The 22823-nt window shown below is 61.5% G+C and carries 18 protein-coding genes; 3 read left to right on the plus strand and 15 right to left on the minus strand.

The genetic code is table 11. From position 1 onward, the window contains the following. Positions 1-402: 402 nt before the first annotated feature. The 3 genes from NW845_RS04460 to NW845_RS04470 all read left to right on the plus strand — a co-directional run bounded on the left by NW845_RS04460 (position 403) and on the right by NW845_RS04470 (position 4166). A complete protein-coding gene (locus NW845_RS04460; protein WP_414377068.1) occupies positions 403-1503 on the plus strand; it encodes a phosphotransacetylase family protein in 1101 nt (366 codons plus the stop codon). 391 nt (positions 1504-1894) lie between these two features. After that, positions 1895-2422, plus strand: a complete 528-nt coding sequence (locus tag NW845_RS04465) for a ribonuclease H family protein (RefSeq protein WP_414377070.1) — start codon at positions 1895-1897, stop codon at positions 2420-2422. A gap of 97 nt (positions 2423-2519) precedes the next feature. Continuing rightward, on the plus strand, positions 2520-4166 hold the full coding sequence (locus NW845_RS04470; RefSeq protein WP_414377073.1) for a DUF3352 domain-containing protein: 1647 nt from the start codon (positions 2520-2522) through the stop codon (positions 4164-4166). Between the two features lie 43 nt (positions 4167-4209). On the opposite strand, the gene NW845_RS04475 is transcribed toward NW845_RS04470, so the two are convergent. From NW845_RS04475 to NW845_RS04545, 15 genes are all read right to left on the minus strand, one after another. Continuing rightward, entirely contained in the window at positions 4210-4947 is a 738-nt protein-coding gene (locus NW845_RS04475) for a response regulator (protein WP_414365154.1), read from the minus strand. Between the two features lie 66 nt (positions 4948-5013). Then, positions 5014-5793 (minus strand): sensor histidine kinase, encoded by a 780-nt coding sequence (locus NW845_RS04480; RefSeq protein WP_414365156.1) that lies wholly within the window; start codon positions 5791-5793, stop codon positions 5014-5016. A 95-nt stretch (positions 5794-5888) separates the two neighbouring features. Next, positions 5889-7415, minus strand: coding sequence for a sensor histidine kinase (locus tag NW845_RS04485; RefSeq protein WP_414377076.1), 1527 nt, complete (start codon positions 7413-7415; stop codon positions 5889-5891). Between the two features lie 99 nt (positions 7416-7514). After that, positions 7515-8501, minus strand: coding sequence for a pentapeptide repeat-containing protein (locus NW845_RS04490; protein ID WP_414377116.1), 987 nt, complete (start codon positions 8499-8501; stop codon positions 7515-7517). A 191-nt stretch (positions 8502-8692) separates the two neighbouring features. Then, positions 8693-10213 carry a hypothetical protein gene (locus tag NW845_RS04495; protein WP_414365160.1) on the minus strand — a complete coding sequence of 507 codons (1521 nt, stop codon included), beginning with the start codon at positions 10211-10213 and terminating at the stop codon, positions 8693-8695. Positions 10214-10403: 190 nt separating this feature from the next. Next, the gene (gene rsgA, locus NW845_RS04500) at positions 10404-11552 is read right to left on the minus strand and encodes a ribosome small subunit-dependent GTPase A (RefSeq protein ID WP_414377079.1); all 1149 of its coding nucleotides are present in this window, start codon (positions 11550-11552) and stop codon (positions 10404-10406) included. Beyond that, a complete protein-coding gene (locus NW845_RS04505; RefSeq protein WP_414365163.1) occupies positions 11549-11812 on the minus strand; it encodes a sulfurtransferase TusA family protein in 264 nt (87 codons plus the stop codon). The genes rsgA and NW845_RS04505 overlap by 4 nt, the downstream gene beginning before the upstream one ends. Next, on the minus strand, positions 11809-12990 hold the full coding sequence (dnaJ, locus tag NW845_RS04510) for a molecular chaperone DnaJ (protein WP_414365165.1): 1182 nt from the start codon (positions 12988-12990) through the stop codon (positions 11809-11811). Before dnaJ ends, NW845_RS04505 begins: the two co-directional genes overlap by 4 nt. A gap of 115 nt (positions 12991-13105) precedes the next feature. Continuing rightward, positions 13106-14914, minus strand: coding sequence for a molecular chaperone DnaK (gene dnaK, locus NW845_RS04515; RefSeq protein WP_414365167.1), 1809 nt, complete (start codon positions 14912-14914; stop codon positions 13106-13108). A 184-nt stretch (positions 14915-15098) separates the two neighbouring features. After that, the gene (grpE, locus tag NW845_RS04520) at positions 15099-15839 is read right to left on the minus strand and encodes a nucleotide exchange factor GrpE (RefSeq protein ID WP_414377081.1); all 741 of its coding nucleotides are present in this window, start codon (positions 15837-15839) and stop codon (positions 15099-15101) included. 151 nt (positions 15840-15990) lie between these two features. After that, positions 15991-17652, minus strand: coding sequence for a bifunctional metallophosphatase/5'-nucleotidase (locus NW845_RS04525; RefSeq protein WP_414365171.1), 1662 nt, complete (start codon positions 17650-17652; stop codon positions 15991-15993). A 63-nt stretch (positions 17653-17715) separates the two neighbouring features. After that, positions 17716-18936: a DUF445 domain-containing protein gene (locus NW845_RS04530; protein WP_414377083.1), complete on the minus strand. Its 1221-nt coding sequence runs from the start codon at positions 18934-18936 to the stop codon at positions 17716-17718. A 63-nt stretch (positions 18937-18999) separates the two neighbouring features. Further along, positions 19000-19932, minus strand: a complete 933-nt coding sequence (locus tag NW845_RS04535) for a hypothetical protein (RefSeq protein WP_414377086.1) — start codon at positions 19930-19932, stop codon at positions 19000-19002. 140 nt (positions 19933-20072) lie between these two features. Beyond that, positions 20073-21569, minus strand: a complete 1497-nt coding sequence (locus tag NW845_RS04540; RefSeq protein WP_414377089.1) for an S-layer homology domain-containing protein — start codon at positions 21567-21569, stop codon at positions 20073-20075. Between the two features lie 150 nt (positions 21570-21719). After that, positions 21720-22760: an NADP(H)-dependent aldo-keto reductase gene (locus NW845_RS04545; protein ID WP_414377091.1), complete on the minus strand. Its 1041-nt coding sequence runs from the start codon at positions 22758-22760 to the stop codon at positions 21720-21722. Between the last annotated feature and the right edge of the window lie 63 nt (positions 22761-22823).

A 22823-nucleotide genomic window follows, 5' to 3' on the forward strand; every position in this document is an offset into this window, starting at 1 on the left:
GGGCAGAAGAAGAGACAAAAGCTCTGCTGCCAAGCGGGTGAGGAAACCCCACCCGCCTACGCGGTGGGGTAGTTCATTGCCTGAGCAAAAGCATCCAGAGTCGCATCCAGCTTGGCGGCTTGCGACACAGACACCTTGAGCTTGCAGGAGATAGTCAGGACTTGAGTCCTGTCACAGTTATCCGTCGTCCGCATTCCTCCCGGCCCTGACCGGCCCCCCTCCCCCCGTATACGGGGGTACAGGGCGGGGCTCCTGCGGTTTCTAGCTGACCAGAGGACAAGGAAATCCAAAGGGGGAGACCAGGGATCAGACCCGAGGTTTCCCCCGAGCGGCCTCCGCTAGACTGAGTAACAGGTAACTTCAGCCACACCCTCGTTGTCCCTTGCGTACTGGGAGCTCTCCGTGTCCAAGTTCCTCCTAATCGGTTCTACCGAACCTTTCAGCGGCAAGTCAGCGGCTGTCTTGGGTTTGGCCAAGCATCTGCAGCAACAAGGAGTGAAAATTACTTATGGGAAGCCGCTCGGATCTTGCGCCCGGGAGAATGGATCCCCGGAAGGGATGGATCCGGATATGCGCTTTGTAGCGGATACGCTGCGGCTGACCCAGATGCCCCCCATGCTTTTCCAGCTCGACGAAGACGCTTTGCTGACCCATATCCAGCAGTCTCTGGGGGAGCCAGATCCCGTGTGCTCTGTCGCCCCTTTGCGGGAGTTTGCCGAGGGATCCGCTGCAGATTTGATCCTGCTAGAGGGCCCAGCCGATCTCTATGAGGGAGAGCTGTTCGGCCTCTCCTTGGCCAAAATGGCCCAAGCCCTGGAGGCGTCGGTGCTGCTGATCAGCCGCTACCACTCTCCCTCAGCCGTCGATTCCCTCCTCTTTGCCCATCGCCAACTGGGATCCCATTTGGCTGGCGTGCTGCTCAACGATGTGCCGCCCGACCAGATGGAGCCGGCAAAGACCATCGTTCGACCCTTCCTGGAGGGGCAACGGATCCCGGTTTTGGGCATTTTGCCCTCCCACCGCATTTTGCGCAGCATCAGCGTCGGCGAGCTGGCGCGGCAACTGGAGGCGGAGGTGCTCTGCTGCCCGGATCGGATGGACTTGATGGTCGAAGACATTGCGGTGGGGGCGATGAACGTCAACTCCGCCTTAAAGTACTTCCGCAAGCTGGAGCACAAGGCGGTAATCACCGGCGGCGATCGCACCGATATTCAACTGGCCGCCCTGGAAACTTCCACCCTCTGCCTCATCTTGACGGGCAAGCTGCCTCTGGATCCCCGCATCCGGGCGCGGGCCGAAGAGTTGGAAGTACCGATCCTCTCCGTGGATCTGGATACCTTCACCACTATCAATCGCATCGAGCGGGTTTTCGGCCAGATCCGCCTGCACGAGGAGGTCAAAGTCCGCTGCATCCAGGAGTTAATGTCAGCGAATTTTGACTTTTCCCGCCTTTATACCCACATGGGCCTGACACAACCCCTAGTGTCAGCGGCAGGCGCATAAAAAAGATGGCTGGATCTTCTCTACATCTAGCGCTTAGTAAGGCATCTGTTCAGAGAAAAAACACTATTGGTGACCAAGAAGGAATAGAGTTTCTCTACCGTCCTGATTTCTAGTGTCTGGCGCTTTCTCACATTTGCAAGGATTTCTGCAAGAAAACGCAGAGATCGTTCGCCATTTGCGTCTACCCACCAGCTTCAGGAGATATCATGCAAGTATTCATCACCTCAACACACCACTCCTCCCCCAGCTTTTCTGGGGGTTTTTATTCGCGCTTTTTCGCCAAACAACTCGGCTTCTGATACCTCTACATATGCTGCCGGTAGCGCGAAAGGATACTTTTCCAGGGCTATCCACAATAGCCGACGGCGCTGACACGCCTCCAGAGGATAGAATGCAGTTTCTGGTGTCGGTTAGGGATCCCATCATGGCCAAAAGCTCACACCTGGGCAACCGCCAAGTAGCGCGACGGCTAGCTGATTGCCCCCGTAGTGGCATTTTTACCGACGGAGGATGTTCTCCCAATCCAGGGCCAGGGGGATGGGCGGTGGTGGTGGTTGAGGATGACCAGATTGTGGATGAGTTTTACGGAGGGGATCCCGCCAGCACCAACAACCGCATGGAATTGACCGGTCTCATTCGGGCCTTGCAATACTGCCGCGATACCCAGGACAACCGCATGGACACCATCTACAGCGACTCCCATCTCTGTGTGCAGACCTACAACGATTGGATGGAGCGCTGGGCAGCGCAGGGGTGGCGACGGCGTACGGGGCCGGTGGAAAACCTGGACTTGGTGCAAGAGCTGTATCAACTGAAACGGCAGTGCCCGCAGGTGCGGGTGGCCTGGATCCCGGCCCACCGAGGTCTGCGCTGGAACGAATATGTGGATGAGCTGGTTGCCCGCGCCCGACCCAAGTAACTAATTTCTACAGAATTTCGGCGGGCGGGCCTGGGATCACAGACAGCCTTCGAGTTCATCGCTTATGCTCAAGAGGACGGCTCGTTGCAGGTGTGGTATGCAAGCCCAACTTTATCGTCGCCCCCGTCCGTTCTCCCTGACATTGATGGCGGTGGGGGGCTCTTGGCTTTTGGGCTCCTGCCAGCTTAGGGCACCCCAGGTGCAGTTGCCCGGCGATGTTCTGCCGGAGACGGCGCTGGTTCCCCAATCGGCACCCCTAGTGTTGGCCTTTTCCACCAAACCAGAAGAGGCGCTGCGTACCCACCCTGACCTTTTGGCCCGTTGGGAGAGCTGGACGGCAGAAGCTTGGGCCAGCACCGGCCAGGAGTTCTCCCGCGAGGAGATCCAGACCTGGGCCGGGGATCAATTCACGCTGGCGGTGGTGATCCCCAACCTGGTGCCGGGGGCTGCGGAACCGATGCCTGGGATCCTCTTTGGAGCCAGCACCCGCAACGCTGATCTGTCCAGGCAATTCCTGGCCCAAGTGCGGCAACAGGCAGAGGCGGAAGGGGCCAACTTCGAGCAGCGCCAGGAGCAAGGGGTGACTCTCTACGTGCAAACCAATGGGGAGCCGGGCCAGCGATGGGTGACTGCGGAGTTTGGCAGCCGTTTCGTGGCCCTGGCCAACGACCCCAAGGTGATGGAGCAGGCGATTGCTGTCTATCGCGGCCAGGCGGAGCCCATTAGCCGCACCGAAGGCTTCCGCACTGCCGTGGGCGATCTCTACCAGAAGCCGGGCACCTTGGCTTTTGCCTACTTCAACTTCCAGGCTTTGCAGGAGGATCCCGAGTCTTTCCGAGATTGGACGCGGGACTGGGATCCGGCGGAGCTGGGATCCCTGCAGCCGCTGCGCTCTTTGGCTATGGCTGCCCACTGGCGGGAGCAGGGCCTGCAGACGCGCCTACTCACCCAACTGGATCCCCAAACCCCGCTGCTGGGCAAGTGGCAGACTGCCCGAGGCGAGCTGATCCAGCGGCTGCCCGGCAGTGCCCTAGCGGTGATCACCACCCAGCAGGTTGCCCAACGCTGGCAGGCGGTTGTGGCGGAGCTGGAAGAGGATCCCCAGGCCAAAGAGTCCCTGGATGAACTGCGGGCCGAGTTCCGCACCAACACCCGCCTGGATCTGGATCGAGACCTGATGGCTTGGCTGGATGGGGAGATGGCCTTGCTGGTGGCGCCCGATGAGCAGGCCCACCCCCTCTTGCAAGGCATGGGGGCGGCTTTGATCATCGAGAGCAGCCAAAAAGACAAGGCCAACGCGGCTCTGGCCCAGTTGGATCGGCTGGCCCAAGAGTCGGGCGCCCAGGTAACAGAAGCCGGCGGCCAGGTGAGCTGGGCGGATCCCTTGTTTAACCGTCCGCTTCTAACCCGTGCCTGGGAAGGCAACTACCTGATGGTTACCACCAGCACGGCGGCGCTGCAAAGCCTTGCCCAGCGCCAGGGCCATCTGCTTCCTCAAACCGAGCCGCTGAAAACCCTCTACAACCAGTTGCCCAAGCCCAACTACGGCTACTTTTTGCTGAATTGGCGAGGCCTCCGCACGGTGCTGGAAGCCGCCTTGCCGGGTGGGCTGGCCAACGTAGAGCCGGAAGCCCGTGAGCTGCTGACCCGCATCGATGGGATAGGGATCACCAGCTACCCCGCCGGGGAGCATGCTTTTGGGCTGGAGCTGCTGGTTACCGTGCCGCCCCAGCCACAGCCGTAAGCTCCTTCTCCCCTCTCCCAGAGGGAGAGGGGGGGGGTGAGGGCTACAACCGGATCAGGCCGTAGGTGAGGGCATAGCGCACCAGCTCGGTGCGGCTGCTGGTGCCCGTCTTGTTGAGGAGGCGGGTGACGTATTTTTCCACGTTGCGCACGCTGGTTTGCAGTTGTTTGGCAATTTCTTTGTTCATCAGACCTTCTGCTACCTTCTCCAACACCTGCTGTTCCCGCGGCGTCAGCTCCACCTTAATCGGTGGGGGTAAAGGAGTTGAGGTGGGGGGCTGAGAGGGACTGGTCGGGGGGAGAGTTCGCTCCGACAGCAGGGCGCGAATCGAGGCCAGCTCGCGGGCCACCACCTCCGAAGGGCTGGCCGCGCGCGAGCGCTCAATGAGATTGGAGACGATGGCCACCAGCTCCTCCGGATCGAAGGGCTTGGGCAAATAGGCATCGACGCCGGCCCGGTAGCCCTGGATGCGGTCGGCAGTCATGCCTTTGGCGGTGAGGAACACCACCGGCAGATGGCTGTAGGGCTCGAGTTTTCGCAATTGCGCCAAAAATTGGTAGCCGTCCATGCCCGGCATCATGATGTCGGAGATAATTAGCTGGGGCTGGGCCGTGCTGAGCAGTTGCAGAGCCTGCTGGGCATTGGCAGCCGGGATCACCTCAAAGCCGCTGTCTTCTAGGTAGGCTTGCACTGCTTCCCGCAAGCCTGGCTCGTCATCTACCAACAAGATGCGGGCCCGTGCCGAGGCAGGTTCCAATTTGGCTTGAGCGGAGGGGGCCATTGGGCAGCTCCTGGATAGCTTCAAGATTTTGGCTGGGAGAAACATCCCTGCTCACATTTTCAAGCCCTACTGGGCCGTGGGCAATCTGAGGCGGAAGCAGGAGCCCTGGGGGGAGCTTTCCACCTGGAGATCTCCTCCCATTTGGGTGGCTAAGTCGCGGCTAATGGCCAACCCCAGCCCCTGCCCAGGCTTGGTGAGATCAGCGCGAAAAAACGGATCGAAGATCCGCTCCAGGTTCTCGGGATGGATGCCGGGGCCGTTATCACAGACGGCGATCCACACCTCTTGGCGAGAGGAGGCGCTTGAGCCTCTCGCTTCCTCGGTGAGCTTGACCTCCACCCTGAGCTGGATGTCGCCGGGGGGCGGGGTGTACTTGCAGGCGTTGTCGATTAAGTTATCCAACACCTGGCGCAGGGCGCGGGGATCCGCCTGTACCGGCGGCAGGGAAGGGGGAAGAACGGCCTGAAAGCGATGTCCCTGTGCTTCCGCCAGAGCCTGATAGATGGGGATCCACTCCCGGAGCAGGTCGGCCAAGGCAAGTGGCCGCAGGTGGAGAGGGGCTGGGATCCCGTCCAAGCGCTCGAGCTCCGCCAGCAGATCCTGCAGATGCCTGCACTCTTGCTCAATGCTGAGGCCAATCCAATGGTTGCGATCGTCGGGGGGCAGACGCTTTTGCAACAACTTGGCCAACGTGCTCAGGGCAGTTAGAGGATTGCGCATCTCGTGGAGCAAGGTGGAGAGCTGCTGGGCAGATAGGGTGATCCCCCCGCCAGGCCTGGGATCCCCGCCCCCACAGACGGGCTCAGGCTCTGGGTGAGGTTCGGCAACTTTTTTCGCTCTCGGCATGGATCCCCTCTCTCAACTCTCCTGGAGCAAGCAAATCGATCCTAGCCCCATCCTCCCTGGGATTTGCCACTTCAGACCGGCTCCAGGCCGGCGGACTAGAGCTGGCGAGGTAGGTAGATGTTGAGGATTTCCCCCCGATGGGCGCGGTGGCGCACAGTGAGGTAGCCCCCCAAGGCGCGGAACAGGGTTTGGGTAACTGCCAGGCTGAGGCTAACGGCGCCTGTATCTGGCTGTACCACCAACAACTGCCCAATTGCTTGCGGCGATTTGGGCTCTGGAGCAGCAGCGGTGCTGCTCCCTTCTGGGGTGTCCACTTGAAACTGCAGCTTAACCAGCTCGCCAGCGCTAACCAATTGGGCGCGAATGTGGCTGCCGGCAGGGGTGCTGCGGGCAAGACGGTCGATCATCCCGAACAGCACCGCCTCCAGCGCCTTGGGATCGCTAACTACATCGGGCAGCTCATCAGGGATCTCCAGCTCCAGGTGGGATCCCCGCCGTTCCACCTGTTCCTGCCAGCGGGGCAGGTTTTGCCGCACCAAGTCCACCAGCGCAATCGGCTCCAGTTGCAACCGACGTCCCTCGCCTGGCGTGGCAGCGGACATGACCGTTTCTGTGGCCTGGAAAAACAGACCGAAACGGTTGATCTGCTCAGTACACTCGCGGTCGATCTTCTCCACGTATTCCCGCACCCGCGGTGGCAGGTCGCGCCGCTTCAGGATGAGGCTGACCAAGGTGCGGATGGTGCTGAGGGGCGTCTGGATCTCGTGGATGAGAGCCCGCAACAACTCCGCCTCCGAGAGGCTGCTGACTTGCTCTGGCTCGGCTTGGGGAGCGGAGGAGCGGCCGTGGGCGGGAGGCGCAGGCGCTGGCGAGGAAGCGGAAGATGAAGAAGCCGGGATCTGCCTTGCTGCTGGTGGCGGTGGAGGCGCAGGGGCAGCCTCCTGTTCTGCCCTGGCAGGGGGCAGGCAGGCGGGCGGGGATCCAAACTCGGCCAGGTTACCCAGCAGAAGGAAGCTGCTGAAGCGGGCCAACACCCGTACATGCGGCTTCATCAGGGGATAGCGGCGAGCCAACTCCTGCCAAGCGGCGAGCCGGTCTGGCCTGCCCTGTTGAACCCGTTGCTCCAGGCTCTGCCAGGCTCGTCGGATCACCTCCGGCTCGAAAGATACCATCATCCCCCTTTGCCGGGTGTGGGGATGGTAACCCTGGGCGGCTACTGCCGAAAAAACAGGGGTGAGCAGCAACAGAAAAGGCTCCTCCACCAGTGGATCCCGCGGCAGCAGAGGAATCACCGTCTGCCCAGGGGTGAGGATTGACTCAGGGGAAAAATCCGGGCTGAACAACCAGGGGGTTTCCCGTGCCGGCTCCCAAGAACGGCGGGGAGGATGCAGCGCATCCATGGGCAGGGGCAGTTGGGGCAAGGGATCCCGCACCACCCAAGGGGGCCACCAGGAGACTGGCCCCCCGATCACCACTCCAAACTGTCCCACCTCTTGCCATAGCTGGAGCAGGGCTGCCACCGTCTGCTGCCAAGAGCGCTCCCCCGCCCCCGGCAACCATTCTGGCAAGGGTAGAGCAGCCCACAAGGCTTCCATCAAGGACAGAAATCGGCGGCTGTTCACGGATCCCTTTGATCCCACCCTTCCCCTGTAGGCTAGCGGTTGTGGTGCTCCCAGGACAGCGGAAAACCTCACCTTCTCCAGGGCGGATCCCCGCCTTGCTCACCCAATCCGTCCATCCGGCAGGGTTGCCCCGCGCAGGTTGGCTCCCACGAGGTTGGCCGTGCTGAGGTCGGCGCGGGTGAGGATGGCCCCGCGGAGATCGGCATTTTCCAGGTTGGTGCGGCCCAGATAGGCATCCACCAGGCTCGCTGATCTCAGATCGGCCCCGGCTAGGTTGGCCCGACTCAGATCCGTCCGCGCCAGCTTGGCCGAGCGCAGGCAGGCGGCGGAAAGATCTGCTCCCGCCAGATCCGCCTCGCTGAGGTTGGCCTCCGTCAAGTTGACCTGGCTGAGCATAGCTTCCTTCAAATTGGCCCGCCCCATCTGCACCCCCTGGAGGTCTGCGCCCAAAAAGGAAGCCCTTCTCAGGTCGGCGTTGCTGAGGATGGCCCCGCGCAAACAGGCTCGCTGCAGGTTGGCTCCCTGTAAGTGGGCTCCAATTAAACTGGCCTCTTTGAGATTGGCCCCGCTCAGGTCAGCTCGCGTCAAATCTGCTCCCGCCAGGTTGGCCCCGCTCAGGTCGGCGCGGCTGAGATTGGCGTTGCGCAACACCGCTCCCCGACGGCTCTCGAATCGCAAGTTGGCCCCCCGCAGGCAAGCCCCCCCCAAGTTGGCGCTGGTGAGGTTAGCCCAGCGCAGATCCGCATCCAGCAGATTGGCATCCAGCAGCAGGGCCAGGGTCAGGTTGGCCCCATGCAAATCTGCCCCCTGCAAAGTGGCGCCGTGCAACTGGGCATCTCTGAGATCCGCCTCGCTCAAGTCCGCCTGGCTGAGGTTGGCCCCCCCAAGGTTAGCTCCAACGAGGTTGGCCTTCTGCAGCTTGGCCCGCCCCAGAAAAGCAAAGATCAAATTGGCGCTGTGCAGGTCGGCTTGTGAGAGATCCACCCCGATTAAATCGGCCCGGCTTAGATCCAGGGCGGCTAGGTTTTCGCCCGCAAAGTTAGTGCGTCCTGCCCGGTAGAGGCGGAGCAGCTCCTTGGCATCCATAGGCAGAGAGGGGGGATCTGAACTGGTGGACATTCTAGAAGAAATGTTTCCCTACCGCTCTGCGCCGCCCTCACCCCAGCCCCTCTCCTTTTGGGAGAGGGGAGTTAGAGCGGCGCATTGGCGACAGGGTATGGAATCCGAAGTCGATGGCTATGAGTGCTAGACGGGATCCCCAACAGGGGGTTTGGCCCTCAAACCAGCCCGAACAGACGGCGCTCTGCCTCTTCCATACGTTCCAACAGAGCCGCAAATTTCGTAGAGATCTCCTCCACTTCCTGCAAAAAGGTGCGCAACGTCTGGTACTTGAAAACCAAGGCTTCTTCTAGGGGACGGCTCTGGAACTGTTCGTCCAATGCCTGGCCCAGCTCGCTCAGGGCATTTTCAATGGCGGTTTTGATCGCGCCAATGCTGCGCCGCACCAAGCGCATCACTTCCTGCTCCAACTGGGGCTTTTGGCGGGCCAGCTCGCTGGTGGCCAGCACCTGCCGCAGAGCGGCATAGGGATCCCCCACCTGAAGCGGCATCTCGGCCATCTCTCCTGGCTGTCCCCCACTGCCAGCGGGCCGCAGCAAACTCCACTCCGATTGCTCCAGCTTACTCAGGATCCCTCTGAACAGGGCAGCGGATCCCTCTACGTCTTTCAGAAGGCCGCGCAGCACCTGGTGTTTGAGGCTCAGGTATTGGGCCGGATCCTCGTCCTGCAGCCCCTCATCCAGGGCGTTGCCCAACTCGCTCAGGGTGTTCTCGATGGTGGCCATCAGGGATCCAGCGCTACGATGCAGCAGTTGGCGGCAGGGTTCTGGAAGCTCTGGCGCCAGGACGGCAGGGGCAGAAAAAGCAGGGGGCTCGGCTATTGCTTTCCCATCGTTCGGAATTTCGGACTCCAGCCAGGTGATGTGACTGGACTCCGTCCCGCCGGTGCCGACGGCATTTTCCCCATTGAGCCAATCGAGATCGGCGGCACAGCTCTCGGCAGCTAACCCCCCACCAGCCATCGTTTCTTGGGACACGTAAACGTAGAGGGGCTGCAGCATCTGCAGCACGGCGTTAGCTGCTTGGCTATCCTGCTCCGGTTCCTGGAGCTGCTGCACCGCCTGTTGCAGCCGCGCTTCCAGCTCCTGCGGGGAGTTGCAGGCGTCGTAAAGGGCTCTGAGCAGCTCGTCGAGACTGTAGCGCCGTAGGGCCGCCAACCCTTGCACAGTGGGCTCTAGCTTGTGGTGCAAAGCTGTGAACAAAACCAGCTTGGCCCGCAAGGGACTGGTCTGCTGCATCACCCCTGCCCGCAACTCGAACGGGTCGTAGTCTTGCTTGTGCAGTTGTAGGCCACCGTATCCCAGAGGTAAGCTGGGCGCAGGCGCCACCCAAGCGGGCAGATCTCCGACTGAAGCAGTCAGAGGGCTGCCGGGCTCCGATTGAGACTGTTGGTAGAGGGGCTGGAGCTTGCTCAGGAGCATTTTGGCGACGCGGGCGTATTCAGCCTTCTTGTTGATCTGGTTGATGGCGTTGCGAAAACACTGGCCCAGAGCCTCAAGCGTGGCGTGCTCTCGGCAGAGCTGCTCCAACAGCGCCTTCAATTCCTCCTCGTTCAGCTTGCTGGCATTGCTTTCCCAACTGCGGGTGCAGGTGAAGTAAACCAACTTTTTCACCCGGTCTGCGTACCCGTCCCGCTGCACTTCTTGCACGACAAGGCGAAGGGGATCCGAGACTGCCATAGGGAGCTGCCCAGCGGAGGTGCGTGTATCTAAAACTACTAGGAAGGCTCCTCTGAGGCCCTTCACGATGGCTTTTCTGAAAAGCATGGCCTGCGAGGTACTACCATCATGAGGCAAGCGGCTGGGGCGATCAACCGCTGCCAAAAACCCGGCCGTCGGCAACAGTTCCCAAGAAAAGCTATGTCCAGATTCAACCGTTCTGCTGGCCGAGCTCGGGATCGGACAGGGTCTGGCGGCCCTGCTTTCGAGAAGAGGGGCGATGCCGCGGGAGAAGACCTCGGCTGCTCTTTTCCCCGTAATGCTTGGAGAAGATAGGGTAGGCGTCCTGGCGAGGGGGGGCGGAATCCATCGATTGCGCCTCCTGAAGTTCGTGTAAAAGCTGCAAGTAGAACGCTCGCCGCTCCCAGTCCAGCTCCCGCAGCCCACAGCCCGGCTCCCGATCGTGCAAGCAATCGCGAAACTGACAGGTGCCCAGCCGCTCCCTGACTTCGGGAAAGCAGCCAGCTAGCTGCAAAGGTGCAACGGGTGGGATCCCTTCGCCGGCATTGAAGCCGGGCGAATCGGCAATCCAACCGCCCTCCGGCAAGGGAAACAGCTCTACGTGGCGGGTGGTGTGCCGCCCCTGGCGCAACTTCTCCGATACTGCCTGGGTGGCCAGCCGCGCCTCCGGCAGCAGCCGATTGAGCAAGCTGGATTTGCCCACCCCTGAGGGTCCGGCCACCACCGAAATCTGATCCCGACAGCGGCGGCGCAGCTCGGGGATCCCTGCCTCAGTAAGGGCACTGACCAATAGAGGCTCATACCCCCACCGCTGCAGACGCTGTCGCCAGCTCTCTGCCACCGCCGCCTCTACACAATCGCACTTGTTGAACACCACCTGAACCCGCAGGTGGCTGGCCTCGGCCTGTACCAGCAGACGGCTGAGGGCATTGGGCTCGGGCTCCGGATCCGCCAGAGCCACCACCACCAAGACTTGGGTTATGTTGGCGATGGCCGGTCGAGGCAACTGAGTTCGCCGCGGCAGAATGGCCTCAATTGCCCCCCGCTCCGGCCAGAGAGAGTCGGCAACCGGCGGCAAGCTAACCTCCACCCAGTCCCCCACCATCACCTGCTGCCCCATCTTTTTCAGCTTGGCCCGAGCAGTGCAGAGAAGCTCAGCCGGCATCGGCTTTTGGGCCGGGAAATGCGTCTCGATCTCAGGAAAAAGGGCAGCTAGCTCAGGATCGATGCGCACGCGATAAAAGTTGGCCTGGGCGGCGCGCACCCAGCCGGTGCAGGCGGATCCCTGACCCCCCTCTCCAGCGGCCTGTCCCGCTCCATCCCAGCTCAGGTGGCTCATGCCGAGTCCCCGCGGCGCACCCAGAGGATGTGATGCCCCTCCGGCGCAGCTTGTTGGCCTTCGATGCGATGGCCGGCCATCGCCAAGCTATTGGGCACCTGCTCCAGCGGCTCCCCCGCATCCAGCCACAGCTCCAAAAGCTCCCCCGGGGCCATGCGTTCCAGGCGTAGCTTGGCCCGCACGTAGTTAAGCGGGCAAGGGATCCCGCGTTGATCCAGAACCAGCTTCACCTCCTGGGGGGGAATTGCCTCCGCCGTCATTCTTCTTCTCGCTCTCGGTTGCCGGGCATTTGGGCCAGCCCCCGCAACAGCCCGCCCAAGAAACCGTCCCGCTTGTTGATGCGTTCCCCATGCAACTCGGCCAGGCGCAGGAGCAGTTCCCGCTCTTCAGGGCTGATGCGGGTGGGAATCTCCACTACCAGGGTGATTTTGTGGTCGCCCCGCAACATCGGATTGCCAAGGCGAGGTACCCCCTTGCCCTCCAGAGTTAACACCGTACCCGGCTGGGAACCCGCCGGAATGGTCAGCTCCACCTCTTCCTCCAGGCCCGCCTTCGAGTCCACCGTGGGCACTGAGACTTTAGCCCCCAAAATGGCCTGCAAATAGCTCACCCGTACCTCCGAGAGAATGGTAAGGCCATCTCGCTGGAAGTCGGGATCTGGCTCCACAAACAGGTAGACGTAGAGATCTCCCGGTGGGCCACCGCGCCGACCGGCGTCCCCCTCGCCAGAGACCCGCAGACGGGTGCCGCTATCCACACCGGCAGGGATGTTGATGCGCAGCTTCTTGGTGGTCTGGACCAGCCCCTCCCCATTGCAGTTATAGCAGGGCTCTTCCAGCACCTGGCCGGCACCGCCGCAGGTGGGACAGATCGAGACCTGGGTAAAATTGCCAAAGGGCGTGCGGGTGGCCCGCCGCACCTGACCAGCGCCACCACAGGTGGGGCAAACTTTCACATTTGTGCCGGGCTTAGCCCCGCTGCCCCCACAGACCGGGCAGACCTCCAAGTGGCTGATGCGAATTTGCTTTTCGCCCCCAAAGATGGCCTCAAGAAACTCCAATTTTAGGTCAAAGCGCAGGTCATCCCCGCGTACTGGCCCCTGGCGGCTGCGGCTGTAGCCAACTCCCCCTCCCGCAAAGTTGGTGAAGAAGCTCTCGAAAAGGTCAGCGAAGCCACCGATTCCGGCAAAATCCTGGAACCCGCTGGCTGCTGCTGCTCCGCTTAGCCCTGCCTCGCCATAGCGATCGTAGCGAGCCCTCAGCTCGTCATCGGAGAGCACCTCATAGGCGCGGTTGATTTCCTTGAAGCGATCCTCAGCCCCTGGCTCTTTGTTGACGTCAGGGTGATACTTGCGGGCCAGCCGACGATAGGCGCGCTTAATCTCTTCCTTGGAGCTATCACGGCTAACCCCCAAGATTTCGTAGTAGTCACGAGCCATAGAAGCGCTTCAGAGAACAAGGATGGAATGACGCCGGAAACACAGCTTAACGAATGGCCTAGGCAACGCCCCCTGCCCTGCCCCAGAGCTGAACAAAAGCCTTCGCCGAGCATTCTCAGCGGGTGCCATAGATCTCACTCCCCATCTCCAGGAGTACAGCCCGCAGCTCTTCCATTGCGTTCCGTAAAGTTGCTAAGTCTACGTTATCATCTGCCAGCAGCGCCCTCAATGTGCCTGCCGCCTGCGCCCCCCGCTGGAGGCGGATCTCGCTAAGGCGACTGCCGTGCTCCTGCAGGGTCTTCTCGTAGTTGTAGAGCAGGCTGTCCGACTGGTTGCGGGCCTCCACCAACTGCCGCCGGCGCTGATCTTCTTCGGCGTAGGCCTCGGCTTCGCGACGCATCCGCTCGATCTCGCTGCTGCTCAAGCCGCCGTTGTTGGTGATCTTGATGCTCTGCTCGATCCCCGTCCCCTTCTCGCGGGCCGAGACCTTCAGAATGCCGTTGGCATCGATATCAAAGGAGACTTCGATCTGGGGCACCCCCCGGGGAGCTGGCGGGATCCCGGTCAGTTGAAAGCGGCCCAAGGTCTTGTTGTCCTTGGCCATGGCCCGCTCCCCCTGCAAAACGTGAATCTCCACCACGCTCTGGCCGTCGGTGGCCGTAGAGAAGATCTGAGTTTTGCTGGTGGGAATGGTGGTGTTGCGCTCAATGATGCGGGTGAATACCCCGCCCAGGGTCTCCACACCAATGGAGAGGGGAATCACGTCCAGTAGCAGCAGGTCTTTCACTTCTCCGCCCACCACCCCTGCTTGGATGGCCGCGCCAAGGGCTACGGCCTCGTCGGGGTTGACGGAGCGATCCGGGTTTTTTTTGAAGATTTGCCGAATCTTCTCCTGAACAGCGGGAATGCGGGTAGAGCCACCCACCAGCAGCACGCGGTCGATATCCTCAGGGGAGAGGCCGGCATCCCGCAAGGCTTGCTCGGTGGGCTCGACAGTAGCTTCCACCAGATCCCGCACCAACTCCTCAAACTTGGCGCGGGTCAGCTCCACTTCCAGGTGTTTGGGCCCGGAGTCGTCGGCGGTGATAAAGGGCAGGTTGATGAGCGTAACCTGGGTGCTGGACAGCTCAATTTTGGCCTTCTCGGCTGCCTCCCGCATCCGCTGCAAGGCCATGCGATCCCGGGAAAGATCGATCCCTTCCGTCTCCAAAAACTGGCGGTTGAGCCAATCGACAATTCTCTGATCAAAGTCATCGCCGCCCAGATGGTTGTTGCCGGCGGTGGCTTGCACCTCGAACACGCCGCTGCCCAGTTGCAGCACCGAGACGTCGAAGGTGCCGCCACCCAGGTCGAAAACCAAGATGCGCAGATCTTGATCTTGTTTGTCCAGCCCGTAGGCCAGGGCGGCCGCCGTCGGTTCGTTGATGATGCGCAATACCTCCAGTCCGGCAATGGTGCCCGCGTCTTTGGTGGCCTGGCGCTGGGCATCGGTAAAGTAGGCGGGAACGGTGATCACGGCCTGGGTCACCGGCTCCCCCAGATAAGCCTCCGCATCGGCCTTCAGCTTTTGCAGAATCATGGCGGAGATCTCCTGGGGTGTGTAGGCGCGATCCTGCACCACCACCTCCACCATGTTGTCCCGGCCGGGGATGACTTTGTAGGGAACTCGCTTCCGTTCTTCTTCGGTTTCGGCAAAGGTGCGGCCGATGAAGCGTTTGATGCTGAAGATGGTATTTTCCGCGTTGGTAACCGCCTGACGCTTGGCCAGTTGACCCACCAGGCGGACATTGTTCTTGGCAAAGCCGACGATGCTGGGGGTGGTGCGCCCTCCTTCGGCATTGGTGATCACCACAGGCTGCCCCCCTTCCAAAACCGCCACACAACTGTTGGTGGTTCCCAGGTCAATCCCGATGACTTTGCCCATACCGCTCTCTCCCCGTGCGTCAAATCCCAACCCAAGACGGATACCACGGATCTCAACTTATTAAGAGCATTCTGCCCAGAATCCCGCAGAAACCTTCAGGCAGCGCTTCCGCCTCCGTAGCTTTACTGTAGCCTTTCTGGGGATGGATAGGCTCTGCTTGTCAAGGTTCGAGAGAGCAGTTTTGCTAAGGGTTTGGAGGGTTTTGGGGAGAGGTAGGAGGACTTTCGGGGCCAGTCTCGGCATCAGCCGTTGTGCTTGGGGAGGAAGGCTCAGGGTTTGGGCTGCCCGACGAGACAGCCACCATGGCATGGCGAATCACCAAGTCCCCCAGCTTGTAGCCCGGTTGATATTCAACGACCACCACATCTTCGGGGTACTCGCTGCTGGGCTGGCGGGCTATGGCCTCGTGTAGGTTGGGATCGAAGGGCTGGCCTACCGATTTCATGCGGGATACGCCCATCTTTTTCAAGCATTCCACTAGCAAGCGATAGACGCTTTGATAGCTGTTGTGCAGCTCCCGCTCGCGGTCGGTCTCCAGCTTCAACTGCTGCTGCGCCCGCTCAAAGCTATCCACAACAGGCAGGATCTCCAGCACAAATTTCTGCCGTTCTTTTTGGCTGAACTCCTCTTTTTCCCGCTGGGTACGCCGTCGGTAGTTCTCAAAATCGGCGTAGAGGCGTATGTAGGACTCTTCCTTCTCTTTCAGTTGCTGGCGCGTTATTTCCAACTCCTGCTGGAGCTGCTTTAAGGTTTCGCTGAGATCTTGAGAAGCCTCAGCGCTGGCTTCGCCGGAGGAGGTGCCAGCTTCCGCTTCACGGTCTTCCAGAATCAGCTTCTCCAGCTCTGCCTCCACGTCGATTTCCTCTTCCTGGAGTTCAGGATAGGTATCTTCTGGGGGCATCGGTTGCTTTTCTTCAGCAGTCATGGGTTATGTCGACAAGCGTGAGCAATAAGCAGTAACGTCGGGTGCCCACAGTTTGGCAGTCTCAAAACCATCGCCGCCATTAGCCAAACTGGGCTCTGTGCTGATCGTATTCTACCGACTCCTCTACCAGCCAGTTAAGGTTCCTGTTGTTCTAGCCTACCAGCAAGCTGTCCTGAGGCTGGCCCAAACACTGGGGAAAGTAGATCTCGGCCAAGTTGGGAATGAGGTGCCAGTTGTGGCTGTAGATGGGCTGGATGGGGGAATGGGTGTGAATGTGGCGGGCGAGAAAGTCGCGGATACTGTCGGCGGAGATCCAGAGGGTTTGGGCTTCTTGGAACATGCTGTAGCCCCCCCCACCGCCGGCGCGGTAGTGGTTGATGGCCAGGCGAAAGGTCTGATCCGGCTGCACCGGTTGGCCGCGAAATTGTAAGGTCACCAAGCGCTCGCCTACGGGGCGGGTGAGATCGAAGCAGTAGTCGATGCCGTGGTAGAGGTCGAAGGTGTAGCCGCGGGCTTCGGGGGCGACGACAGCGGCGGGATCCGCCGGGAGATGCTCGGGATCCAATTGGCGAAAATACCCAGCCGTCTGCTCAAGAGCGCGTCGCAAGATGTCGCCGGTGATCTCCAAGATGCAGAGGGTGTTGTCGTAAACGGTGAGGCTGTAGGCGTCTTGCAAAAAGACGGGGCCCGCTGCCAGGCCGGCACTGCTGCAGATGTTGACCAGGGAGAGCTCCGCCGAGAGGCCGGCCTCCCGTACCGCCTGCAATTGGGCCTGATGCAGGAGCTCTGCTAGGGGATTGGCCCCCAACCGGGCTGCCAGCCCACCGCGGTAGGCACAACGGGCGTGGCCAATGGGCTGGCGGATGTAGCGCAAGGTAGCTTGGTGGTAGGGCTCGGTGAGGGCCAACAGTTGCGGATCGGCCGGGATCCCTTCTGCAGCCAGCAACTGGGCGGTTTTCCCGACAACTTGCCAGCGTCCGCCGTGGCGCTCCAGCTCCAAAGACACGTGGGAAAGGTGGCTGCCCCAGTAGCCGGGCTGCACCACCAGGGCCTTGGCTCCCCCCAGGCCGGCAATGGTCTGGTGGGTATGGCCGGAGAGGATGACGTCGATGCCCTCCAGCTCTGCCAGGGCCAGCAGCTCGTTTTCCCCCCTCAGGCTTTTGTTGCTGATCCAGCCGGAGCGATCTGGGTTGTGCCAGTGCTCTGGGGTGCGCAAAGGGGGCAATTGGCTGGGGCCGCTGTGCAGAATCAGCACCAACACGTCCACCTGGGGCCGCAACAGCGACAGGTAGTGCTGGGCAGTTTCCAGCAGAGGGGCAAAGCGCAGCCCCGCGATGTAGTCGGGCCGCTCCCAGGTGTCGATGCGGGGGGTGGTCAGCCCCAGCAGGCCGACGCGGATCCCGGCCACTTCTCGGATTAGATAAGGCCGAAACAGGGGATCCCCATTTTGGCGGAGGATGTTGGCGCAGAGGGTGGGACAGCGGAGATCGCTCACAAAATCCTGCAGAACCTGGGGCCCAAAGTTAAAGTCGTGGTTGCCCGGCGTGAAGGCGTCGTAGCCGAGGGCGTTGAGGGCGTGAGCCACAGGATGGGGGGAGACCCGCTCCACCTGGGCATAGTAGGTGCCCAAGGGGGATCCTTGAATGGTGTCGCCGCTGTCAACTAGCAGGACGGGATCCTCGCTGGCTGCTCGCACGCGCTTGATCAGAGTGGCCAGCTTGGCCAGGCCGTGCTCTGCGGGGCTCCCGGTAAAGTAGTTCCAAGGGTGCAGGTTGGCGTGGAGATCGGAAGTGTGGAGAATTGTTAACCGCATTCTAATATCATAACCGAAGCGAAAACTCCCATCCAAGCTCCCGTTTTCTGGGGAAGGGGGCTGTCACCTCAGCAAAAACAGCACCTGCACACAGCCCACCAAAAAACCCAGCAGCCCCCCCAGGTTGACGATGGCCTGCAGTTCTTGGCGCACAATTTGTTGGATGGCCTGCTCCAGCTGGGCGGGGGAAGTGGCGTTCACTTTGTCGGCAATCACCTGATCCAAGTTCAACACCGGGATCACCTGCATCATCAAGGATTCCAGATCCCGCTCCAGGTAGCGCTCCAGGATCAAAGCCAGGTCGGCGCTGATCTGATCGATGGAGGTGATCAACGCCTTGGAGTTGCGCAGGCGACCCAACACCAGGCTGGCCACTTTTTCCCAATCGATGCTCTCCCCCAGCCCCTTGATAACCTCTGGCCCTTGGCTGCGCAGGTAATCTTGGATCCCATCGCGGAGGGCACGACGCAACTGACGTACGGCGGAAACCGGCAGGTTTTGCAGGGAGAGGTTCTGCAGGATCTCGGTCAGGCGGCGGGGGGCGTTGATGTCTTTGAGCAGATCTTCCAAGATGGCTTCTGCCCCTTCCGGCTCCTCCAGGCAATAGGTGCGCAGGCGCAGTAGGGCGTTTTTGAGGCCAAACAAGTTGGCCACCACCCAGTAGGAGCCGGTGGCCCGCTCGCGAAATTCTTCATCCAAAGCTTCGATGTTGCGATCGGTGAGAAAGTCCACCAGGTTCTGCCGCAACACCTTGGGAGGCAGCGCCTGCTTCAGGATCCACTCCGAGAGCTGCCGGGCTTGCTCAGCGTTGAGGCGCAGCTCCAGGAGCACCTGGTCGAACAGTTGGTTAATCGGCCCCTCCAAAAAGGTCTCCTGGCGGGCAAGCACCTTCACCAGGCGGGGCAACGACTCGTTAAACAGATCGGCCAAGATGCGCGCCAGCACCTGCGCCGTTTGCTGCTGTTGCTCGGGGTTTTGCAGCCGATCCAAAGCCACCCCCAGCAGCCAGCGGATCCCTGCCTGCATGCGCTCAGTTCGCAGCAGCTTACGGGCCAGATTGTGCAGCTCCTCTGGCGTGAGCAGGGATCCCATGATGGTCTTGGCAATCTGCTTGGCCAGGCGGGGCTGGTTCTGCGGGATCAAGCCGGGAGTGAAGGGGATGCGCCAGCCGAAAACCCGGTAGGGGCGATAGGGCCGGAAGAGCATCTTGATGGCGATGTCATTGGTGAAGTAGCCAATCACCAGCCCGGCCAGCGGGGGCACGAAGTAGGTCCAAAGGGCCATGGAGCAAACTTGGGGGGATCTTCTCTACTCTACCGACCCGCTCCTGCTTGCTTTTTGTCAAGGCTACTGGATGATCAGGCTCTCGGCGAGTTCCAGCTCCACCAGCGTATTGGGCTGCAGCGTCACCACCCGGTCGATGTTGGTACTCCCTGCAGCAGCACCCGCCAGGCCACCGGCTAAGATGGGCAAAAAGCCCCATCCCCCCGTGAGCACTCCCAAGGCCAATCCGCCCGCCGCCCCATAGCCCGCCCCACGGGCGACAGTTGTGCCCACGTCGGCGTTGCGATCCAACCTGACCTGGAGGGGTGCAGACTGGCCTCTAATGAGATAGGTGGAAGAGCCGATGGTGAGGCGGTTAGCCACAAAGCGGCTGCCGACGACCCGCTCTTGGGGATCGGCGCTCTCCGACTCCTGACCAGAAAACTTGAGTTCTCGGTAGATCGGCTCAAGAGTGCCCCACACCACGCTCCCCGCCGGGATCACCACCTGGCCAAAGCGATCCACCACCGGCTCGGAAACCTCCAGATTGGCGCTGATGGCCTGGTAAGGCTGAAAAGTAAGGGGGCGGTAAACCGTGAGGGGAATGCGGGTGCCGGCAGGCAACTCGCCCCGCGCAGCCCCGGCCAGGTTCCCCCCTGGACTGAAGTCGGGCCGCCGTTGATAGGAATAGGCCTCGCCTGGCGGAGCCTGTCCACCTGGGGCCGCTTGAACGGGCACCACCGGGATCGGATCCACAGCCGGAGCTGCGGGATCCAGCGGCATTTGTGGCACCTGAGGCACCGGTGGCAGGGGATCAGGGGTGGCAGAGCTGGGGGAAGATGGAGCGCTCAGCAGCGGCAGGGTGGGGACGGGATTCGGCTGAGGAGCTTGGGGAGTAAACTCAAACTGCTGGGCAGCAACTGCAGCCGCCGCCGCAGCCCACCCCACCCCACTCACCAGCCACCCGAAGCCAACCCTTTGCCACGATGGCAAAAACGGCTGCAACGCTGAGCTCATGGATCCCGTCCAGTCACAACTGGCAGTAGCTTAACATCCTGACCAGCTCGTGCCCACTAGATTTAGTAGAGGTTAAGGGGGCGGCGGCCCTTAAAACACTATTGAGACCTGTTGAAGGCCTGGGCTGGGTTGGGTTTTCCCTAGGGGCTAGGGGAAGGAGAGGGGGAAGGCTCCCCGCCAGCCTGGGGACTCGGCGTGGGTGTGGGTTCTGGAGTAGGGGTAGGTGTGGGTGTCGGGGTCGGAGTGGGTGTGGGCTGGGCGGCTCGCACCTGGAAAGACCACTGCTGGATGGCAGTGTTGCCGCTAGTATCGGCAATTTGGACGGCAATCAAGGTCGGTCGATCGCTGGGCAGCGGCTCGGCTGGGGTATAGGTAAAGCCGGTGCGGCTGAGCTGGGCTTGGGCAGTGACATCTACATTGTTCACCAGCAGGGTAAAGCTATTGAGGTCGATCCCCTGGTCATCTTGAAAGCGGGCGGAGATGGCGGGGCGCGGGTTGTCGGTCACCGCTCCGTTGGGCGGGGCCAGGTCGCTGATGGTGGGGAAGGTGGTGTCGGTCACCTGCCCAATGCTGATGGTTTTGTCCGGCAATTGCACCAGGGTCACCAGCCCATTCCGCTCCAGACGGGCGAACACCGGCGCTTCCGAGGCCCGGTCTTGGCTGCGGAAGGTGTAGCTGCCCTCGTATTGGCCAGGGCGGGTTTCCTGCAACGGCAGGTTGTAGGCGATACCGGGGATGGAAAAAGACCCCTGCGCCCCCGGGGATCCCAGCAAATACACCGTCAGGGTGTCCCCCGGTTTGACGGATCCCAGCTCCTCGCGGGCCAAGAAAGTTCTCACTTCCGGCGCGGTAGGCAGCGTTTCCACCAGCGGCTCCACGGGGATGTCCGGCGTAGCCAGGGGCTCAGGGGTGGGGGTAACCTGGGCAAGGAGCTCGGTAGGGATCCCTGGTCTGGGAATGGCAGCTCCCACCGGTGGGTCTAGGCTGGGCACCCGGCCCACCTTGGCCAGCGCTTGGTAGGTAAGAGCCGCCACTTCCCCCCGCGTGGCCACCGCCTGGGCATTCAAGCGGGTGGGATCAGGGTAGAGCACCAACAGCCCTTCTTGAAGTGCTGTCGCGATGGGGGCGCGGGCAAAGTTGGGAACCAAATTGGCATCGCTGAACCCGGCCAGGATGGCATCAATTTGGCTTGGATCCTCGAGGAGCTTGCCGTTGGTGGCAGCGCGGGTCAAGACGGTGATGGCCTGGGCACGGGTGAGGACCTCGTTGGGACGGAACGTGCCGTCGGGAAAGCCGGAAACATACCCTGCTGCTGCCGCCGCGCCAATAGAGGGAGCTGCCCAACTGGGAATGGGATCGGCAAAGGAGCGTACGGGAACGTTGGTATCCAGCCCAAAAGCTTTGGTAACGATGACAGCAAACTGGGCGCGGGTAATCGACTCATTGGGGCGAAAGGTGCCGTCTGGAAACCCGCCGATGATCTGCCGCTCGTTCAAGCCGGCAATGTACTGGGCGCCCCAGTAGGTGCTGATGTCAGAAAGTTGCGCCCAAGCGGGATCCCCCATCCAAACCAAGCTGCTGCAGCCTACCACCAGAGCTACCGTCTTCCAACCCTGCCAAAGGAAAAGGTTGCGCATTGTTTGTTCACACCTCACGATCTGCTAGGAGAGCCCCTGGGAGGTTTGTGAGTTCAAGAGGGGCCAGCTCGGACCTAGTTATCCAAGCCATAGCCCCAGACGAGGAAAGTTCTCAAAAAGTTCTCCTTGGCGGGCTGTTTTGTCGCCTGCTCAGGGTGCAGGATTGGGGTAGCGCTGGTGCACCGCTTCGATCTCCGCCACGAGCTCAGGCGACAGCTCCACCTCCAGGCAACTGAGGTTTTCCTTGAGCTGGGCCAGGTTGGTGGCTCCGAGGATGGTGCTGGTGACAAACCAGCGGCTGCGCACAAAGGCCAAAGCCAACTGGGCAGGAGTCAGGCCGTGCTGGCGGGCAATGCGTACGTAGGCGGCCACGGCCTCTTCCACATTGGGCTTGCGGTAGCGCTGGCCAAAGCCCTCAAACAGGGTCAAACGGGATCCCGGCGGCTTGGCGCCCCCCAGGTATTTGCCCGTCAGCAGCCCAAAGGCCAGGGGGCTGTAGGCCAGCAGCCCCACCTGCTCATGGCGGCAGACCTCTGCCAGGCCCATCTCAAACGTGCGGTTGAGGAGGCTATAGGCGTTTTGAATCGAGACCACCTTGGGCAGGCCCAACTGCTCAGCCAGGTGGCAAAACTCGCAGACTCCCCAGGGGGTTTCGTTGCTCAGGCCGATGTAGCGCACCAGGCCCTCCTGCACCAGTTCCGCCAAGCCCTGCAGTTGCTCGGCAATGGGAACCGTGGGCCGCTCCTGGCTGGGATCGTAAGCCACCCCCCCAAACAGGGGCACATAGCGATCCGGCCAGTGGATTTGGTAGAGGTCGATGTAGTCGGTCTTCAGGCGTTTGAGGCTGCCGGCCACCGCCTGTTTGAGGTTGTCGCGGCTAATCGAGAGAGACCCGCCGCGGATCCAGTGCCAGGGCCGACCCGGGCCGGTGATCTTGGTGGCGATGATGAGGCGCTCCCGCGGCTGGTGTTGTAGCCACTCGCCGATGTAGCGTTCTGTGGCTCCCTGGGTTTCCGCCCGCGCCGGCACCGGGTACATCTCGGCGGTGTCGATGAAGTTAATCCCGTGCTCCACCGCGTAATCGAGCTGTTCCCAAGCCTCGGCCAAGGTATTCTGCTGTCCAAAGGTCATGGTGCCCAGACAGATTTCCGAGACCTGCAAAGGGCTGTGGCCAAGCTGGCGGTAGCGCATGGGAACTCCCGATCTCCTAACCCGAGACAGCACACCAGTCCCCATTGTGCCCAAAACTTGCCA

Source organism: Synechococcus sp. H60.2, from assembly GCF_047462315.1.
GTDB lineage: Bacteria > Cyanobacteriota > Cyanobacteriia > Thermostichales > Thermostichaceae > Thermostichus.

What these genes read in the sequence shown, in the direction of transcription:
- NW845_RS04505 (WP_414365163.1), bottom strand. Translation starts at nt 11,812, where the DNA reads ATGACGGCGGAGGCAATTCCCCCCCAGGAGGTGAAGCTGGTTCTGGAT.
- NW845_RS04525 (WP_414365171.1), bottom strand. Translation starts at nt 17,652, where the DNA reads ATGCGGTTAACAATTCTCCACACTTCCGATCTCCACGCCAACCTGCAC.
- NW845_RS04545 (WP_414377091.1), bottom strand. Translation starts at nt 22,760, where the DNA reads ATGCGCTACCGCCAGCTTGGCCACAGCCCTTTGCAGGTCTCGGAAATC.
- dnaJ (WP_414365165.1), bottom strand. Translation starts at nt 12,990, where the DNA reads ATGGCTCGTGACTACTACGAAATCTTGGGGGTTAGCCGTGATAGCTCC.
- NW845_RS04470 (WP_414377073.1), top strand. Translation starts at nt 2,520, where the DNA reads ATGCAAGCCCAACTTTATCGTCGCCCCCGTCCGTTCTCCCTGACATTG.
- rsgA (WP_414377079.1), bottom strand. Translation starts at nt 11,552, where the DNA reads ATGAGCCACCTGAGCTGGGATGGAGCGGGACAGGCCGCTGGAGAGGGG.
- NW845_RS04465 (WP_414377070.1), top strand. Translation starts at nt 1,895, where the DNA reads ATGCAGTTTCTGGTGTCGGTTAGGGATCCCATCATGGCCAAAAGCTCA.
- grpE (WP_414377081.1), bottom strand. Translation starts at nt 15,839, where the DNA reads ATGACTGCTGAAGAAAAGCAACCGATGCCCCCAGAAGATACCTATCCT.
- NW845_RS04475 (WP_414365154.1), bottom strand. Translation starts at nt 4,947, where the DNA reads ATGGCCCCCTCCGCTCAAGCCAAATTGGAACCTGCCTCGGCACGGGCC.
- dnaK (WP_414365167.1), bottom strand. Translation starts at nt 14,914, where the DNA reads ATGGGCAAAGTCATCGGGATTGACCTGGGAACCACCAACAGTTGTGTG.
- NW845_RS04480 (WP_414365156.1), bottom strand. Translation starts at nt 5,793, where the DNA reads ATGCCGAGAGCGAAAAAAGTTGCCGAACCTCACCCAGAGCCTGAGCCC.
- NW845_RS04495 (WP_414365160.1), bottom strand. Translation starts at nt 10,213, where the DNA reads ATGGCAGTCTCGGATCCCCTTCGCCTTGTCGTGCAAGAAGTGCAGCGG.
- NW845_RS04535 (WP_414377086.1), bottom strand. Translation starts at nt 19,932, where the DNA reads ATGAGCTCAGCGTTGCAGCCGTTTTTGCCATCGTGGCAAAGGGTTGGC.
- NW845_RS04540 (WP_414377089.1), bottom strand. Translation starts at nt 21,569, where the DNA reads ATGCGCAACCTTTTCCTTTGGCAGGGTTGGAAGACGGTAGCTCTGGTG.
- NW845_RS04530 (WP_414377083.1), bottom strand. Translation starts at nt 18,936, where the DNA reads ATGGCCCTTTGGACCTACTTCGTGCCCCCGCTGGCCGGGCTGGTGATT.
- NW845_RS04490 (WP_414377116.1), bottom strand. Translation starts at nt 8,501, where the DNA reads ATGGATGCCAAGGAGCTGCTCCGCCTCTACCGGGCAGGACGCACTAAC.